Origin of the sequence: Pedobacter kyonggii (assembly GCF_004310665.1) — a bacterium.
GTDB lineage: Bacteria > Bacteroidota > Bacteroidia > Sphingobacteriales > Sphingobacteriaceae > Pedobacter > Pedobacter kyonggii.
The window spans coordinates 67,564-85,401 of the sequence record NZ_SIXF01000012.1 but is presented as its reverse complement, the minus strand read 5'-3'; the positions used below and the strand labels follow the sequence as shown (position 1 = coordinate 85,401).

Annotated in this window: 17 protein-coding genes; 6 read left to right on the top strand and 11 right to left on the bottom strand. The window is 38.4% G+C overall.

Translation table 11 applies throughout. The annotated features are described in order from the left end of the window. Positions 1 to 170: 170 nt before the first annotated feature. A complete protein-coding gene (locus EYS08_RS13805) occupies positions 171 to 749 on the top strand; it encodes an RNA polymerase sigma factor (protein WP_131030597.1) in 579 nt (192 codons plus the stop codon). Continuing rightward, positions 742 to 2,046: a carboxypeptidase-like regulatory domain-containing protein gene (locus EYS08_RS13800; RefSeq protein WP_131030596.1), complete on the top strand. Its 1,305-nt coding sequence runs from the start codon at positions 742 to 744 to the stop codon at positions 2,044 to 2,046. Before EYS08_RS13805 ends, EYS08_RS13800 begins: the two co-directional genes overlap by 8 nt. A gap of 290 nt (positions 2,047 to 2,336) precedes the next feature. Here the strand turns inward: EYS08_RS13800 and EYS08_RS13795 are convergent, their stop codons facing one another. The 8 genes from EYS08_RS13795 to miaB all read right to left on the bottom strand — a co-directional run bounded on the left by EYS08_RS13795 (position 2,337) and on the right by miaB (position 10,178). Continuing rightward, the gene (locus tag EYS08_RS13795; protein WP_131030595.1) at positions 2,337 to 3,347 is read right to left on the bottom strand and encodes an inorganic phosphate transporter; all 1,011 of its coding nucleotides are present in this window, start codon (positions 3,345 to 3,347) and stop codon (positions 2,337 to 2,339) included. A 12-nt stretch (positions 3,348 to 3,359) separates the two neighbouring features. Next, a complete protein-coding gene (locus tag EYS08_RS13790) occupies positions 3,360 to 4,001 on the bottom strand; it encodes a DUF47 domain-containing protein (protein ID WP_029274248.1) in 642 nt (213 codons plus the stop codon). 251 nt (positions 4,002 to 4,252) lie between these two features. Then, positions 4,253 to 5,278: a sensor histidine kinase gene (locus tag EYS08_RS13785; protein ID WP_086548560.1), complete on the bottom strand. Its 1,026-nt coding sequence runs from the start codon at positions 5,276 to 5,278 to the stop codon at positions 4,253 to 4,255. A gap of 133 nt (positions 5,279 to 5,411) precedes the next feature. After that, entirely contained in the window at positions 5,412 to 5,774 is a 363-nt protein-coding gene (gene secG / locus EYS08_RS13780; protein WP_108197142.1) for a preprotein translocase subunit SecG, read from the bottom strand. A gap of 14 nt (positions 5,775 to 5,788) precedes the next feature. Beyond that, positions 5,789 to 6,835, bottom strand: a complete 1,047-nt coding sequence (locus EYS08_RS13775; protein WP_131030594.1) for a hypothetical protein — start codon at positions 6,833 to 6,835, stop codon at positions 5,789 to 5,791. Between the two features lie 74 nt (positions 6,836 to 6,909). Next, positions 6,910 to 7,422, bottom strand: a complete 513-nt coding sequence (locus EYS08_RS13770) for an LptE family protein (protein WP_131030593.1) — start codon at positions 7,420 to 7,422, stop codon at positions 6,910 to 6,912. 38 nt (positions 7,423 to 7,460) lie between these two features. After that, on the bottom strand, positions 7,461 to 8,708 hold the full coding sequence (locus tag EYS08_RS13765; protein ID WP_131030592.1) for a sigma 54-interacting transcriptional regulator: 1,248 nt from the start codon (positions 8,706 to 8,708) through the stop codon (positions 7,461 to 7,463). 54 nt (positions 8,709 to 8,762) lie between these two features. Further along, complete coding sequence (gene miaB / locus EYS08_RS13760; RefSeq protein WP_131030591.1) at positions 8,763 to 10,178, bottom strand: tRNA (N6-isopentenyl adenosine(37)-C2)-methylthiotransferase MiaB; 1,416 nt, start codon at positions 10,176 to 10,178, stop codon at positions 8,763 to 8,765. A gap of 569 nt (positions 10,179 to 10,747) precedes the next feature. On the opposite strand from miaB, the gene EYS08_RS13755 reads away from it, so the two are divergent. The 4 genes from EYS08_RS13755 to EYS08_RS13740 all read left to right on the top strand — a co-directional run bounded on the left by EYS08_RS13755 (position 10,748) and on the right by EYS08_RS13740 (position 15,982). Further along, positions 10,748 to 12,535 (top strand): AsmA family protein, encoded by a 1,788-nt coding sequence (locus EYS08_RS13755; RefSeq protein ID WP_131030590.1) that lies wholly within the window; start codon positions 10,748 to 10,750, stop codon positions 12,533 to 12,535. A 68-nt stretch (positions 12,536 to 12,603) separates the two neighbouring features. Then, positions 12,604 to 14,418, top strand: a complete 1,815-nt coding sequence (locus EYS08_RS13750) for a hypothetical protein (RefSeq protein WP_131030589.1) — start codon at positions 12,604 to 12,606, stop codon at positions 14,416 to 14,418. A 50-nt stretch (positions 14,419 to 14,468) separates the two neighbouring features. Then, a complete protein-coding gene (locus tag EYS08_RS13745; RefSeq protein ID WP_131030588.1) occupies positions 14,469 to 15,026 on the top strand; it encodes a LemA family protein in 558 nt (185 codons plus the stop codon). Then, on the top strand, positions 15,026 to 15,982 hold the full coding sequence (locus EYS08_RS13740) for a DUF3137 domain-containing protein (RefSeq protein ID WP_131030587.1): 957 nt from the start codon (positions 15,026 to 15,028) through the stop codon (positions 15,980 to 15,982). Before EYS08_RS13745 ends, EYS08_RS13740 begins: the two co-directional genes overlap by 1 nt. Positions 15,983 to 16,065: 83 nt before the next feature. On the opposite strand, the gene EYS08_RS13735 is transcribed toward EYS08_RS13740, so the two are convergent. Genes EYS08_RS13735 through EYS08_RS13725 form a run of 3 tightly spaced genes read right to left on the bottom strand, consistent with a single transcriptional unit; the run spans position 16,066 to position 17,838 of the window. Next, the gene (locus tag EYS08_RS13735) at positions 16,066 to 16,431 is read right to left on the bottom strand and encodes a response regulator (RefSeq protein ID WP_131030586.1); all 366 of its coding nucleotides are present in this window, start codon (positions 16,429 to 16,431) and stop codon (positions 16,066 to 16,068) included. A 19-nt stretch (positions 16,432 to 16,450) separates the two neighbouring features. Next, positions 16,451 to 17,035, bottom strand: a complete 585-nt coding sequence (locus EYS08_RS13730; RefSeq protein WP_131030585.1) for a chemotaxis protein CheB — start codon at positions 17,033 to 17,035, stop codon at positions 16,451 to 16,453. Next, entirely contained in the window at positions 17,020 to 17,838 is an 819-nt protein-coding gene (locus EYS08_RS13725) for a CheR family methyltransferase (RefSeq protein ID WP_131030584.1), read from the bottom strand. The genes EYS08_RS13730 and EYS08_RS13725 overlap by 16 nt, the downstream gene beginning before the upstream one ends.

The following is a 17,838-nucleotide window of genomic DNA, read 5'->3' as shown; positions in this document are numbered from 1 at the left end:
TTTACCCTCAAAGATAAGCCTTTGCGCATGGCAACAATGTTAAACCATTTAAAAAGATAGTGAACAACGTAAAATATTTAAGACCTTCTCTTCCTAAAAAATTAGTTTATGCGCCATCACTCAGAAATATTTTTTATACTTGAAAGATAATTCGAAATAGCTGCCATTTTTTGAGGTTTATAAAAAACACAGCTGGTAACGCCCAGCAAGACGACGCCAAACTGATTGCCGAGTATAAAAATACGGGCGATTTAGACGCGTTGGGTACGCTTTACAATAAATACATGCATTTGGTGTTCGGGGTTTGCTTAAACTACTTTAAAGATGAGGAGCAAAGCAAGGATGCGGTAATGCAGATTTTTGAAGAACTGGTAACGAAGCTGAAAATACATGAGGTACAGAACTTTAAAAGCTGGCTTCATGTTTTAACGCGGAACCATTGTTTAATGGCACTACGGAAATCGGCGAAGCAAAATAATGTCTCATTAGACGATACTTTTGTGGAAAATAGCGAGTTTGTGCATCTGGATATAGACAACACGAAAGAAACGCAGCTTACCATTATGGAAAAGTGTATGGAAACTTTACCTGAAGAACAGCGAAAAAGCGTAGATTTATTTTATTTACAAGAAAAATGCTACAAAGAAGTGGCCGATATTACGGGCTACGACATGCTTAAAGTTAAGAGTTACATCCAAAATGGTAAACGGAATTTAAAGATTTGTATAGAGAAAAACAGTAGTGAATAACGATTGGTTAGATATTGATGTTCTGGAAGATTACCTGGATGGTAAGCTTGATGCTAAGGCTATGCACTTCGTAGAAAGACAGGCCTTAGAAGATCCTTTTGTTGCCGAAGCATTGGAGGGACTGAAACAATCACCCAAACGCAAGCAAACACTTTCTATTTTACAAAAACAACTGTACGACCGTGTTTCTGAAAAACCTATAAAACGCAAGCTTTGGGGCATTACTACCCAAAGGTTAAGTATTGCAGCAACAGCAACCGTAGCATTTATTGCGGTAAGCATTTTATTCTTTATGCGCGAAACTAACCGCAGGAATGCAGAAATTGCTGCACATAAACAGGGAGGCGTGATGGTTCAGTTAGATAGCACAACAGCAATTGCTTCAAGTCAAGCTAAACCTAAAGAAGATACCGTTACTCAGAATTCGACAAAGGCAGCTTTGATTGATAAGGCAATTACAGCCGCAAAAACAGGCGATTTAGCGAAAAACACTAAAGTGAAACCTGCATTAGAACGGGCAGCGCAACAAATGGCCCAGGTAAAAGCGGCGAAAATTGCAACCGAGAGCAATCGCGCTAAAGCGAAGAGCGCGGTAGGCTTTGGCAATTACAGACCAAGCGCAGTTACGATAAGTGAGGCGGTAGTGGAAGCAGCACCAGCATTTGGCTCAAGTAAAATCGCGTTTAGTGGCAACGTTGTAGATCAAAGCAATGGCCAACCTGTTCAGGGTGCTGTGGTAAAGTTAGCGGGCTCTAAAAATGTAACTGCAACAGATGCTAAAGGTTATTTTTATTTGCCTGCCGATAGCAATGCAAAAGATAAGGACTTATTGATTAATGCTATTGGTTTTAAAGAATTGCCTGTAGCTGGCCTGCAAGACCCTAATGCTATTAAAAGCGCATTAAGCGGAAATAAATCATTAAATGAAATCGCTTTAATTACAGGTTCAAACGGGCATAAGAAAGAAAATATCGCTGCACCAAAAATTACCTTGCGCGCAGAACAAAACCTGGATGGAAAATCGCCCGATGATATTACGAAGCCTATTCCGGTTTCTACCATTAACTATAGTCAATACTTAGAGAACAACAATAAACTTTACAACCCTAAAGGCCCAGAACAATTTGTGATTTTAAGCTTCAAAGTTAAAAGTAACGGGCGGCCAACAAATATCAGTGTTATAAAATCGCTGAACAAAAAAGCTGATGCGGAGGCGAAACGGCTTATTCAAGAAGGTCCGGATTGGGTATTGCCTAAAAACGGGACTGATTTAGTCGAAATAAGCGTTAAGTTTTAATTTTCAGCTATTTATTGCTGACTCAGCGAAAGGTTTCAAGCACCCAATATTTCCTAATAAACTTCCTGTTCTTTTAAGAAGTCCCTTCGCATGTCAGTCTGAGCGTAGTCAGAGAAAACTACAGAGGACATAAAGTTAGGCCCAGGAGCTCGGTTTTACTCCGTGTAAAACTCCGCGGCCTCTGTGGTAAGCACCATAAGCCTAATGTTCTCTGTGGTAAAAAACAAAAACCAACAAAAAAGACCAAAGCTAATGCTTTGGTCTCTTAAGTATATTAAAGGATTTTGTTTTTATTTTAAGTAATAAATTGCTGCATAAATTATTGCAGCCAATGTAGCTGAAACAGGGATGGTTAAAATCCAGGCCCAGATTAAGTTAATGGTTACACCCCAACGTACTGCAGAAACGCTTTTAACTACACCTACACCCACGATCGAACCCGTAATGGTATGCGTTGTAGAAACCGGAATACCGAAATGCTCAGTAATACCCAATGTAATTGCCCCGGCTCCTTCTGCCGCAACGCCTTCAAGTGCTGTTACTTTGGTGATTTTAGAACCCATTGTTTTTACAATTTTCCAGCCACCACTCATTGTACCCAATGAGATTGCCGAATAACAAGCGATTGGCACCCACGCAGGCATAGAGTTAAAATCAGGAATTACTTTTGCTGCAATTAATGCTGTGGCGATAATACCCATTACCTTTTGCGCATCGTTACCGCCATGAAAGAAACTTAATGCTGCAGATGACAATAACTGCAAACGTTTAAACCATTTTTCAGCGGTTGCAGGCTTCGCATAACGGCAAATATTGATGATAATTAATGTTAAAACCACTGAAATTACCAAACCGATTATTGGAGCTAATACAATAAATGATACAATTTTAACTACATAACCCATGTTTACAGCATCCATCGGACTAGCGCCAGTAAGTAAAGCATGCGTCATACCTGCACCAGCAAAACCACCGATTAAAGTATGCGATGAGCTTGAAGGGATACCATACCACCAGGTTAAAAGGTTCCAGATAATTGCAGCAACCAAACCTGCAAGGATAACTTCTAAAGTGATATAATTTTCGATTACCGTTTTAGCAACTGTATTGGCTACTTTGTGGTCGGTAAAATAAAAGTAGGCAGCGAAATTGAACAACGCAGCCCACAAAACCGCCTGAAAAGGCGTAAGAACTTTTGTAGAAACAACTGTTGCAATCGAGTTAGCGGCATCGTGAAAGCCGTTAATGTAATCGAAAGCAATAGCCAGAATTACAACAACAACCAATAAGGTAGTTACCATGTTTGTTTTTTATTAAGCGTTTTTAACCAAGATAGTTTCAAGCACATTCGCCACATCCTCACACTTATCTGTCGCTTTTTCTATCGTTTGTAAAACCTCTTTTTGTTTAATTAATTCAATCGCATTGGTTTCGTATTCGAATAAACGGGCTACCGCTAATGTAAATACATAATCAGCCTGGTTTTCGCCACTGTTAATACGGATACAAGCATCGGCAATTACGCGGATATTTTTGAAACTGCGTAACTCTTTAATTGCTTTATCAATATCAGTACACATTTCTACCAAAAGCTCGGCAATTTTAACAATCGGCTCGTTAATGGTATTCATGTTATACATCTGCATACGGTTTGCAGTACCATAAATATAATCGGCAACATCATCAACGGCAGTAGCCAACGCATGGATGTCTTCTCTATCAAATGGCGTAATAAAGTTCCTGCTCAGTTCAAGAAAAATTGAATGGGTAATATCATCACCTACATGTTCCAAGCGCTCAATTTCTTTAAAAATTGTTTTTCTGCTTTCAGCATCACCTGTGCTAACCATTTCTAAAAGGGTTTCTGCAATTTTTAATGCATTGCTACCTGCTTGCTCGAAAAGCGGATGAAACTTTTTGTCTTGAGGTGTAAAGAACTTAAAAATATTGTTCATGTTAATTTTTAATATGTTGCAAAGCTACAAGCCCAATGTTAAGTTAATGTTAATTTCTTAATTATATTAACTAATTATCACCTTATTTAGTCAGGTGTGCTTTATTCCTATACTTTCAGGTAACTGACAATGAAATAAATAGGTTATCAACAGTGGTAAATTGCTTTTCAGAACGAAATCAGATGCCCTATTTTCCGTGCGCTCCGTGTTTCCGTGGCAAAAATGGAAGAATGATTATCAAGGCGCTAAGGCTAGCCTCCTTTTTGTAGCGTAAAAGCAAAGGTTGTGCCTATGCCCGGCGTACTTCTTACTGAAATTGTTTGCTGGTGTGCCTCTAAAATGTGTTTTACAATGGCCAAGCCTAAACCTGTGCCTCCAACTTCTCTCGCCCGGTGAGTATCGATGCGATAAAAGCGTTCAAATAAGCGTAACAAATGTTTTTCTTCTATACCGATGCCATTATCGGTAACTTCGATCAAAACCTGATCATGAAGTTCAAAAATCTTAATGGCTGTTTCGCCACCATCAATGCCATACTTAATGCTGTTTACCATTAAGTTAATCAAAACCTGCCTGATCTTTTCGCGATCGGCCGAAACCAAAGTAATGGCCGTATATTTATCTTTAAAAAAGAGTTTAATGTTTTTCGCTTCGGCGCGGTCTTCGAGGTTTTCCATTACCTCTTTGGCCAGCTGCACAAAATCGAATTTTTGATAGTTAATTGGCGATTCGCCTGTTTCTAATTTTGAAATAACGTCTAAATCATTAATTAAATAACTCAGTCGCTCGACATTGTTTTCCGCTTTTTTTAGGAATAAAACAGCTTGATCCGGGTCATCTACCAAACAGTCCTGTAAAGTTTCGATATAACCTTGAATGGCAAAAAGCGGTGTTTTAAACTCATGTGAAACATTTGAAAGAAACTCTCTTCTAAACTGTTCCTGTTTTTTTAATAGGTCTATTTCTTTTTTCTTCGCGCCCGCCCATTCTTTTACTTCTTGCTCTACATCATTAATCGGATCAGAACTTACATACTCACCAAGCGCATCTTTTAAATCTTTACCTAATTTAAGGTTATGGATGAGCTTGTAGATGAGTTTAATTTTAGTGTAAATATATTTTTCCAGCAAATAATAAAAAACCAAAAAACTACACAGAAACGATACGCCAAAAGAAATAGCCATGTAATACAGGCTATGCTGAAAATAAAAATTAACCATCCCAATGGAAAGACCAACGGCGAGAGCAGTAAATAGAACCAGCACACTTAATTTCATGTTGCAATTTAAAGCTTTTATATTAAATGTGTGTTAAGAGATAAAGGGGATCGATTCATTCTTTACGAAATATTAAAAACCAAAAAAGCTTTCCCTTTTGAGGAAAGCTTTATAAAATACGGGTAAGTATTACTTATTTCTTTGTCGAATCTGTTTTAGCTGGAGTGGAAGCAGCAGGTTTAGTGCTGTTTAAATTTCCGCCGAGTGGAGATGGTGATGGTGTTTTGTCTAAACGCTCTTGAATAGCTGAATTTCCAACCGCAGCAGTACCACCGCTGGTTTTAGCAATTGTAGTAACGGCAAGGGTTAACACTACGATTAAGGTTAACAATACCCACGATCCTTTTTCTAAAACATCGCCGGTACGCTGTACACCAAACATGTTACTGGTGCCACCACCTGTAGCTAAACCTCCGCCTTTAGGGTTTTGTACTAAAACAAACAAGCCTAAGGCTACACACGCAATAATTAATAAAATGATTAAAAAGGTTACCATGGTAATATTATATTTTAAAATTTCTTTTCTATAGATTGGATAAGGTCGGCAAAGTAACGGCTTTTTTCCGGATATTTCAAACTTAATTTTTTATAAGTATCTATGGCTTTGTGATAAAGCATTTGCTCGATATAAATTTTAGCTAAAGTCTCCGAAACAAGGTCATAATTGTCTTCTGCACTTTTCTTTGCCTTATTTTCATTGTCTATTTGTTCTGGCTTCGGAGGCTTAATTGTTGGATCTTCTTTTAAGAACCGCTCGATAATTTCAGCTCCCTTTGCATCTTTAATTTCGGCAGAAGGATATTCGGCTAAATGATCAGCTACTTCGAAAGGCGTTTGAATATGAAAGATATGTTCAACATACTGTTGTTGAAACTCAGCTCTTTCTTGCTGTTGGTTATTTTGCGGCTGTGGTTTTACCTTACCAGCATTAGGGTGTGCATAAGGCTGAAAAATCTGCTCGTGCTCTTTACGCGTTTTAGCCAGCCACCATAAAAACGTATATGGAAGCTTATCGTCGTTATATTGCGAAACAAAATTCCTTTCTGGCTCATCAGGAACAACCGTTTCAATTTCTGGTGCGGCCGTAACCACATCTGTACTTAATTTCTGTTCAAAGGCAAAGAAATCGGTAGCAGCTACACTTTCAATAAAAGAATCATCATCTGCAGGTAAGTTCATTAAATGACTATCAATATCTGGCAGTTGATTTGGCGCTTCTATCGGAATTACTGGGTTTTCTGAGTGAAGATCTGGTGCTAATTCTCCTATTTCTTCAAAAACTGCCCGTTCATCCTGTGTATTTTCAGCAAATACTTCATTAATTTCTTCTTCTGTTGTTTCACGAACCGAAACCATATTTAAAACATGGAACAGTACATGCCCCTGGCTATAGAGTGCTGCCTTTGGCACTGCTGATGCATTAGCCTTGGCTAACAGTAAATGAATGGGCTGAGCATATGGAAATTGCGCCACCATTTCCTGCAACATGGATACATGCTCTGGTCCAACCTTTCCAGGTTGCGCAAGTAAATCTGCCAGTAGCTTTTTGTTATCCATTATCGAGGTTTGCCGCTAAGTTAAAAAAATGTAGACGGGTTTTGAAAATTTTGTCTTTTAGAATCCTGCTTTATTTACCACTGCGCAAATGCACGGTTAAAAATATCTTCCGATAATTGTTTGTTGATATTTTCGATAGCCCCAGGCAATAAGGTTTGAATTGGTGCCCCACTGATCGGAAAATCGAAATATTTGGTAAAGCTTTCTTCAAAACTTTCTTTTTCGTGTTCTTTTATATTGTTCTTATACTTTACCGAAACGGTTATGGTTAATCTGTTTGCACCCGAAGTAGGTGTAGCACTATTTTGAAGCGCAACCGGCTTAATATCATAACCTGTTATTCTGCCTTCAAATGATGCATCGCCTTCACCAGTAGGAGAGATAATCAATTTGGTCTGATTACGGATCCGGGTTTTTAACGATTCGGTAATCTGGTTACTTAGTGTTGGCACCACTAATGGTGCATTGTTTTCAAACACCCGAACAACCACCGTTTTTAATCCTGTTGTTGATGCTCCACTGAATTTATAAGAGCAGGCACTCAGTATTGTAGCAACAAGGATTAAAGCAAATATTTTTATTTTCATCAGTATATAAATATAATTTGTTTTTAAAGGCGATGAACTTATAAATTTAATTCTTTAATTTTTCTGTACAGCGTACGCTCCGAAATGCCCAATTCTTGCGCGGCAAACTTACGTTTACCCTTATGTTTTTTTAAAGCTTTTTTAATCAGATCTGATTCTTTATCCACTAACGACAAAGATTCTTCTACCTCTTCGGCCTCATGCGCAAAATAATCAGCATTGTTATTGTTGTTGTTATTATTATTGCTTGGTGTAGGTTGCTGAATGGTAAAGGCATGCTCTTGCCCTGCTGGCAATTCTACATCACGATATAGCTGATTGATATACTGTGGATTATCTGCCAAAACGGTAGCGGTATTTCCACCGTGCTGAATAATTTCGGCAACGAGTTTTTTAAGCTCAACCATATCCTTTTTCATATCGAAAAGTACCTTGTACAAAATATCTCTTTCTGTAAAATCTTCTTTCGACTGCGCATTGATCGTCATTGGCAGGTTACTTCCGGCCTCGTTCGGGATATAGTTTAAAATGGCCTGTCCGGTAACATTACGGTCTTTCTCTAATACACAGATCTGCTCGGCAATATTTTTTAGCTGACGAACATTACCCGGCCAGCTATAATTGGTTAGGATCTGAATGGCATCTGGCTCCAAATGCAATGCAGGACTACGGTATTTATCGCTAAAATCGGCAGAGAATTTTCTGAATAATAAATAAATATCTTCTTTACGCTCTTGCAAAGCCGGTATGCGCAATGGAACGGTATTTAACCTGTAATATAAATCTTCGCGGAATTTTCCGTTTTTAACGCGGTTATACACATCAACATTGGTTGCGGCAATAATGCGGACGTCTGTTTTCTGAACTTTAGATGAGCCTACGCGCAAGTATTCTCCGCTTTCTAGAATACGCAGCAAACGCGCCTGTGTACCCAAAGGCAGCTCAGCAACCTCATCTAAAAAAATGGTTCCGCCGTTTGCTACTTCAAAATAACCTTTACGTGCCTCGTGCGCACCTGTAAAAGATCCTTTCTCGTGACCAAACAGTTCAGAATCAATGGTTCCTTCGGGAATGGCGCCGCAGTTTACAGCAATAAAAGCACCGTGTTTACGGGCACTCATTTGATGAATAATTTGCGAGAACACCTCTTTACCGCTACCACTTTCGCCTGTTATTAACACCGACATATCAGTTGGTGCTACCTGGCTTGCAATATCGATGGCACGGTTAAGCAATGGCGAATTGCCAATAATACCGAACCGTTGTTTAATATTTTGTGTATCCATTCTTTAGATTTGAGATTTGAGATATTAGACCTTACGCCTCTTGCCCTCTACCTTTTAAACTATTTTACCAATTAGCGTAGCTGATGTGCATTTTTCGATAAATACATTTGCATATTCGCCCGGCTTAACGCCTTCAATTGCAGGGAAAATCGCCATGGCTCCGCTATCTCCTCTTCCGCAATAATCAAGATCAGATTTTTTAGAAGTGCCTTCAATTAAAACACGAACGGTTTTACCCACCCACTCTTGCAAACGCATTAACGAATGTGCCTGTTGTTTGGCTAAAATTTCAGCTAATCGGCGTTTTTTTACTTCTTCAGGAATATCATCTTCTAGTTTACGGGCTGCTAAAGTTCCCGGTCTTTCAGAATAAGTGAAGTTATATGCAAAATCATACTCTACGTAATCCATCATACTCAGGGTTTCTTGATGCTCTTCTTCTGTTTCAGTACAGAAACCAGCAATGATATCGGTAGAAATTGCACAACCTGGTATAATGTTACGGATGGCATCAATACGATTAATATACCATTCGCGGGTGTAAGTCCTGTTCATTAACTCCAATATCCGGGTATTACCTGATTGAACTGGCAAGTGGATATAATTACAGATGTTATCGTATTTAGCAATCGTATGTAAAACCTCGTCGGTAATATCTTTTGGATGTGAAGTAGAAAAACGTACCCTTAAATCAGGGCTAACTAAAGCTGTTTGCTCTAAAAGTTGCGCAAAGTTTACGGTTTCTGTTCCATCTTCCGATGTCCAGGTATACGAATCTACATTTTGGCCTAAAAGCGTAACCTCACGGTAACCAGCTTCAAATAAACCTTTTGCTTCTTTTATAATGGAATGAGCATCGCGGCTCCGTTCGCGGCCGCGGGTAAAAGGAACCACGCAGAAAGAACACATATTATTGCAGCCACGGGTAATGGAAATAAAGGCGGTAATTCCGTTGCTGTTTAAACGTACCGGGCTAATATCTGCATAAGTTTCTTCGCGGGATAAAAGCACATTAACCGCTTTATGCCCACTTTCTACCTGTTCAATTAAGTTAGGCAGATCGCGGTAAGCATCAGGGCCTACTACCACATCAACCAACCGCTCTTCTTCTAAAAATTTAGATTTTAAACGTTCTGCCATGCAGCCCAAAACCCCAACAATTAATTTCGGATTACGGCGTTTTTCGACACCGAACTGCGACAAACGATTCCTAACCCTGGTTTCAGCGTTTTCGCGGATAGAGCAGGTATTGATGAAAATTACATCGGCCTGGTGATAATCCCCTGTGGTTTCAAATCCTGTTTCGGAAAGAATAGAAGCAACAATCTCGCTATCAGCAAAATTCATTGCACAACCATAACTTTCGATGTATAATTTACGGGCATCGGCTTTAATCGGTGTATCTAAAATTAAAGCTTCACCTTGCCTTGCTTCATCGTGCGTCTTATCCTGTACTTGTAAATCAATCATTATTTAAAAACATTTTGGGGATTGCAAAAATACATAAATAAAATTAAAAGTGACAAATTGACATATTTTGTTTAAATGTTTACAGTACGATTATGATCTTCACGTCATTGCGAGAAGGAAAGACGAAGCAATCTTACTATTAGGGGAAGATCGCAACGGTATTAAGATTGGCACTAAATGACTTCATGCTTGTTAAAAAAGATTTTTTTTGGAAATAAACGCTTCGGTACCAATGGTGGGCTACAGCCCCGCCCCCGCTTCTGCCCCAATTGAAAAAATTGTGGGATCCCGCTACGGTCGGGTTTAGATTACAGCTGTTCTTGCTACTATTTTCAGTGCTGCCGTCCTAACCCATCTAGCCCTTGGCGAAGCGGTACCATGCAGGCAGGAGGTACGACGGCCAAAGCGTACAAGCGTAGCAAAGGAGCAAACAATATTGCTTATACTGCCCTTACGCTCCAAAAAAACAATTTTAGTAATAAAGCAATTAACATTCCTTTTCTTTAGGCGTTCCGCTTCAAAAAAACCTTTCGCGCTTCTATCTGTTACATATCGATAAGCCATAACAAATGACAGCTCAGCATAAGAATAAAGTTTGGATCTGGATAGGAAGCATATTCGGCATATTGATTTTAATTGTTGCATTTGGCGCCATGTTTTTAAGCGCCCGATGGAAACCTATATTGACCGAAAAAATTAAGTCTGAGGTTTATAATGGCTCGCACCATTTGTACCGCATAGATTTTAAAAGCATTAACTTAAATGTAATTACAGGTAGCCTGGCGCTGCGCGATGTTACACTAATACCCGATACAGCCGTTTTCGACAGCTTAAAGAAAAAACAACTGGCTCCTGCCCATACTTTCGAGCTTAAATTAAAGAAACTACAGATTAGCCGTGTTGGAATATTAACGGCCTACTTTAAAAAGCGGATAGATGTAAATGAAATCCTTTTACAAAAGCCGTCTATCAATATGATTTTTAACAAAGTGACCAAGAAAGCCGATAGCATAAAAGATGAAAAATCGCTTTACGAACAGATTTCGAAAACTTTTAAATCGATACATGTTAAAAGCATTAAAATTATAGATGCAGATTTCGATTATATTAACAAAACCGCAGCAAAAAAAACCAAAAACTCGATCAAACACCTCGATATCAACATTAACGACTTCTTGTTGGATTCGCTTTCGGGCAACGACACAACAAGATTTTACTATACAAAAGATGCATCTTTTCAGATTTCGGGTTATAAATCGATAACGAAAGATAAAATGTACTCAATGAGAGTTGACACCATTAAAGGTTCTACTGCATCAAAAAAAATAACGGTTAAAGGATTTAATCTTACGCCATTGTACGATGAGCTTCCTTTTGCAAGAAAATACAAGATCCAGAAAGACCGGTATAACTTCAATTTTGATAAAATAGAATTTCACGGGGTCGATTTTATTGGTTTAAATACCGACCAGAAACTGCATGCAAAATCGTTGGGGATTGGCCCGGCAAATGTAGAAGTTTTTATGAGCCGCGAATCGCCACCTCCACCAGGTTTTGATAAAGGCCGAAACTACCCGCATATGGCCCTAAAAAGATTAAACATGCCTACCCTGATTGATACGGTAAAGCTAAGAAACATCAATGTTAAATATGCTGAATTTAACCCGGCGAGTAAAAAAATTGGATCGGTTGATTTTAAAGCACTAACAGGAAACATTTTAAATGTAACCAACGATAGTTTGCAATTGCGCAAAAAGAACCATGCCGTGGCAGATTTAAACTCGCTTTTAATGGGCTCAGGAAAGCTGAACGTAAAAATCGATTTTAATCTTACCGATAATAATGGTGCATTTACCTATAGTGGGAATCTGGGTAAATTCAATCTAAAAAATTTAAACCCACTATCGAAAGCCCTGGGTTTAATAGAGATAGAGAGCGGTGATGTACAACATATCGATTTCAGCGCTAACGGAAATTTAAGATCTGCATCGGGCAAGATGAACATGCTGTACACAAACCTAAAAGTAAAGCTCTTATCAGACAATATTGATGGAGAGGGAACCAAGGAAAAAGGGTTTTTGTCTTTTTTGGCCAATGCCATTTTAGTTAAAAACGAAAATCCACAAAAAGGCGAAGCACCAAGAACAGCAAGCATGGCCAATACTAGAATTAATTCGGCCTCCTTTTTTAACCTGATGTGGAAAACCGTTTTTGTGGGCATAAAGGATATTGCAGGTGTTGGTGTGGTACCTGAAAAGAATCCAGTAAAACAGCAAAAAGTAATTGCAAAAAAAATAAGGGAGCAAAAACGGGCAGACAGAAAAGCAGCGCGCAAGGCCCAGAGAGAAAAAAACTGATCTTACATTTTTAAAATATATGTTTATAACCGTATATTGCTAATAAAACTACAGCCTCTCATTTTTTAATGCCTGATACCAGAAGATACCGTTATAGAGTTTTTAAATGGATTGCGTGTACATTACTCAGTGTTTTTATCGTACTTGCAGGTATAGCCTGGTTGTTAAATGTTAAGTCGCGCCCTATTTTAACGGACAGGATCAAAACACTGCTCTATAAATCAACCGACAGTTTATATACCATTAGCTTTACCAAAGTTTCTACAAACATAATTACAGGTAATGCCACCTTGCAAAATGTAAAAATCACACCCGATACCAATCGGTTTAAGCAACTCATAGCCTTAAAAAGAGCACCAAATAACTTATACACAGTTTCTTTAAAAAAACTGGTGGTGAAGCACTTCCACCCATTAACCTTGTACCGCGAAAAAAAGCTGCAGCTAGAGGAAATCATATTTGATAAACCTGAGGTAACAATGGTTAACCAGCAATTTGCTTTTAACGAGGGGCGTGCGCCCAGGCCCATTAAATCGCCTTACGATATCATTTCTAAAAACCTGAAAGAGTTTAGTATTAAAAGCATCCGGTTTAAGGATGTCAGTTTTAAATACGTCAATAAAAACAGAATAAATTCTACTCCTTTTTCTATTGATGACCTCAACATTACTTTAACCGACCTATTGGTCGATTCTACTTCTGCTGACGATCCATCCCGTTTTTATCTGCTTAAAGATATTGTGATTAACCTCAACAACTATGTATACCGTACACCAGACAAGATGTACGATATCAAATTAGATAAACTGGATTTTAGGGCCACAACGGGCAAGTTAAGGATTAACAGTTTTGCTTTAGTGCCATTACATGATGAAATGAATTTTGGCAAAGCTGCAGGGTATGCCAGGGAACGTTTCAACATCAAGATGAGCGACATTATGCTTAATGGGATTGATTTGCCTTTATACATTAGCAAACAAGAACTTTGGGCGAAAGAAATGGCCATTACCAATGGCTTCGTTTCGGTATTTAACCATAACGGCCTACCCAGTAAACCACAGGAAAGCAAAATCGGAAAATTTCCTCATCAACTTTTGCAACTTGTTCATGCACCTATTCTGGTCCAGAAAATCCAGCTGAAAGATATTAATGTGAATTACGCGGTTTACAACAATGAGAGTAACCAAAAGGGGCATATCACTTTTGAGCATACCTCGGGCATTATAAAAAACGCTACCAATCTCGAAAAAATTAAAGCCATAAACCCCATTATGGAAGTTAACCTGAACACTTACCTATTTGGACAGGGGAAGCTCGATGTAAATTTCATATTTGATCTTACCGCTAAGAATGGTGCCTTTTCTTACAATGGGGTTTTACACAATTTTAATGCGCGGGTTTTAAATCAGATTACCAAACCCTTAGGCTTGGTCCGCATTAACCGTGGGAGTGTAGATAAGTTGAAGTTTAATTTTAAAGCGAACGATTTAGGCGCAAAAGGAACGGTAGCATTCTCCTATTACGACCTTTCTGTAGCGCTGATGAAAAACGATCCTGAAAAAGATCACCTGGTTACCCGCGGTTTTCTTTCTTTCTTAGCAAATGCTTTAATCATCAAATCAGAAAACCCAGGTGCAGACGGAAAGCTGGTACCTGTAACCGTAAATTACAGTAGGCCGGCAAATACATCTTTCTTTAACATGATCTGGAAGAGCCTTTTCACGGGCATAAAATATAGCATCGGTATTACAGAAGAAAAACAGGATGAAGTACGTGAACATATTGCAAAATTCAAGGCTATGCGGGCCAATCATATCCAAAGGAAGCAGAAGCGCTTAGAGCGGCGGATAAAGCGTGAACAGGAACAAAATGAAAAGCGATAACATTTTGTAACCTTTTCTTATCTTTATTCTCTAAACCTTAAACTAAAATTATGATTATTGCCCTCGTTATTATCGGACTAATATTCCTTATCGGGATTTTCTTTTACAACTCGCTTATCGGGAAGAAAAACCAGGTAACCAATGCTTTCTCGGCGATTGATGTAATGCTTAAAAAACGGTTCGACCTTATTCCAAATCTTGTTGAAGTGGTAAAACAGTACACTACTTACGAGCAGGGAACTTTGACCAAAATAGTTGAACTGAGATCTAAAGCAGGCTCACCTAACATTAGCAATGCAGAAAAAGCAGATTTAGACGCCCAATTGAGCAACAGTGTGAAAAGTTTAATGGTTAACATCGAAAATTATCCTGATTTAAAAGCCAATAGCAACTTTATCAACCTGCAAACTACCTGGACCGAAAGCGAAGAGCAGATTGCCGCCGCCAGAAGAACCTATAATGCTTCGGTAACCGATTACAATAATTCGATTATGATGTTTCCGGGCAGTTTATTTGCCGGAATGTTAAATTTCCAGCCCATTGCCGTTTTAGAAACCGCAGCTGAGGAGCGTAAAAACATTAGCGCAAAAGAACTCTTTAATAATTAATGTCGTTCGATATTGCAAACAATGTAGCCTTACAGCAAGTTTTGGCTACAATGGAGGTAGAACGCAAAAGAATTGCCGGTACCCAAACCAAAGGTTATATTTTTATTGCCGCAGGCATTCTGCTCTGTGTTCTAGGCTTTTTCTTAGGTTTTCCTATTCCTGGTGTAATTGGCGGCTTAATACCACTTATTTACGGCGGTGTTTTGTTATTTAAAATCAACGATTCTTTAACAGCTTACCAAAATGCCTACAAAGCCAATGTAATTGGTGCTGCCCTTAAATTTTTAGACGAAAGTTTATCGATTAATCCCTACCAGGGAATTGAGGCATCGGAGTTTATGTACACACAGTTGTTTAACAATGAGCCTGATCGTTATAAAACAGAGGATCTGGTAACCGGATGTGCTGATAAAACCAGGTTTTATTTTGCGGAGGTACATGCCGAATATAAAACAGTAACCCAAACAAAAAACGGAACCCGAACAGAGTGGCACGACATTTTTAGAGGAATTATCTTTGCTGCCGATTTTAACAAGAAATTTAATGGCGTAACCATTGTTAGGCCAAAAGATTTCGGGGCAGCTTTTGGTGCATGGTTTTCAAAAAACCTGTTTTCTTTTGGTAGTAATGATGTTATCCAATTAGAGAACATAGACTTTGATAAGACTTTTGTGACTTATGGCTCCGATCAGGTCGAATCCAGATACATCCTTACACCTGCCATGATGGAGCGGATATTAAACCTCAACCATCAATCAAAATATAACATCAGTTTATCCTTTATCGAATCGAGGATGTATATCGCTTTCCCGCTGAAGCGGAATTATTTCGAGGCACCTGTTTTTAAATCATTGCTAAGTCCAGAAACGGTAAATGAAGATATCTCCACCATAAAATTTATGTATGATATTGTTAAGGAGCTGGATCTGAATACAAGGATTTGGGGTAAGGAATAAATCCGAAGTTTAGCAAGGGCTCATCCTAGACTCACGAAGTTTTTCCTGCACACCGGCCATTTGAAACTTCGTGAGTCAGTCCGCTAGCTCAAATGTTTTTTCACAATTTCTTCGAGCGCAGCAATATCAAATGGTTTAGATAAGTAACTATCAGCACCGGCTTCATCGGCTAATGAAGATATATCATTATTGGCCGAAAAATAAATTACCGGAATATGTTTTAAATCAGGGTGGTTTTTTAATGCCTTCGTAGCCTGTATCCCTCCCAGATCGGGTAACCAATTATCCATAAAAATCAAATCAGGCATATATGCTGCAACCTGTTCTTCTATGTTATTGGCATTTTCAGATGTTTTTATCTCATATCCGGCATCTTCCAAAATAAATGTACAGAGATCAAGGATATCCCTATTATCATCAAAAACAAATACTTTTTTTGCAACTATCATATTAACCTCCGAAAAGCAATTAATTATTTAATTTATTTATATAATCAGCCATATCGTGGCTATCCAATATCACATGCGGCTCAACATTCAGAACCGCCTGTTGTGGCATATATGGCATTATGGCCGTATTTGGATTCTGTATAACCACCTTACCTCCAAAATTGTTTACACTTTTTAACCCTTCAACTCCATCTGCATTAGACCCTGAAAGTAAAATACAGACCAGTTTTTCTCTATAAACCTCGGCTGCTGATTGAAAGGTAACATCAATTGATGGTCGGGAATAATTTACTTTTTCCGAATAATCTAACGATATACTTTGGTCTTCCTCTATCAGCATATGGTAATCGGCTGGCGCAATAAAAACTTTGCCCGGGCTTAAAAACTCTTTTTCTTCTGCTTCATTAACCTCCAGTGTAGTGCGCGATTTTAGCAAATCGGTTAAAAGAGATTCGTTACTTGCCTTACGGTGGATCACTAATACAATAGGAAAACCAATATCGTTCATTAGCGCAGGAAAAATTTCGAGCAATACATCTAAACTACCCGCAGAGCCGCCAATAATTAATGCACCACAAGGGGTAGAATCTACAGTTTCCGCCATATTTTCTCCATTTTTACCCTTTTGTATTCTTTGGCTTTTGGCCAAAACTCCAAACTTTCTTTACTTCCTAAAGCAAGGTACCCTAATTTCTCGATGCTACCATCAAATAGATTAAATACTTTATGCTGTAAGTCTTTATCGAAATAAATTAATACGTTTCTACATAAAATTAGCTGAAACTCATTAAAAGAATGATCGGAAACCAAATTATGCGTAGAAAAGATCATCTTCCTATTTAAGCTTTCATCAAATTTTGCCAAAGAGTAGTTCGCCGTGTAATAAGTAGAAAAATCTTTTAAGCCACCCGATTGGAGGTAATTTTCTGAATACTGCTTTAAATAATTTAAGGGAAACATGCCTTTTTTTGCCTTATCTAAAACCGATGGGTTAATATCGGTGGCATAAATGAGCGATTTATTAAGCAGATTAAGTTCTTTTAAAACAATAGCAAGCGAATATGCCTCTTCTCCGGTAGAACAACCTGCCACCCAAATACGGATAAATGGATAGGTACCCAGCACAGGGAGGACATCGTTCCGCAAAGATTTATAAAAAGAAGGATCGCGGAACATTTCGGTAACATTAACCGTAATTTCCTCTAAAAAACGCTTAAAATATTGCTTATCTGTTTTAACAGTGTAACGAAATTCGGCAAAACTCACAAAATTATCCAGTCCGTAAAGACGTATAATTCTCCTTTTTATTGATGCATGAGAATATTCCAGAAAATCATACCCATGGCTTTCCAAAACATCATTCAACAGGATTTCTACCTGTTCATTATCTATCGCATCACTTATCAC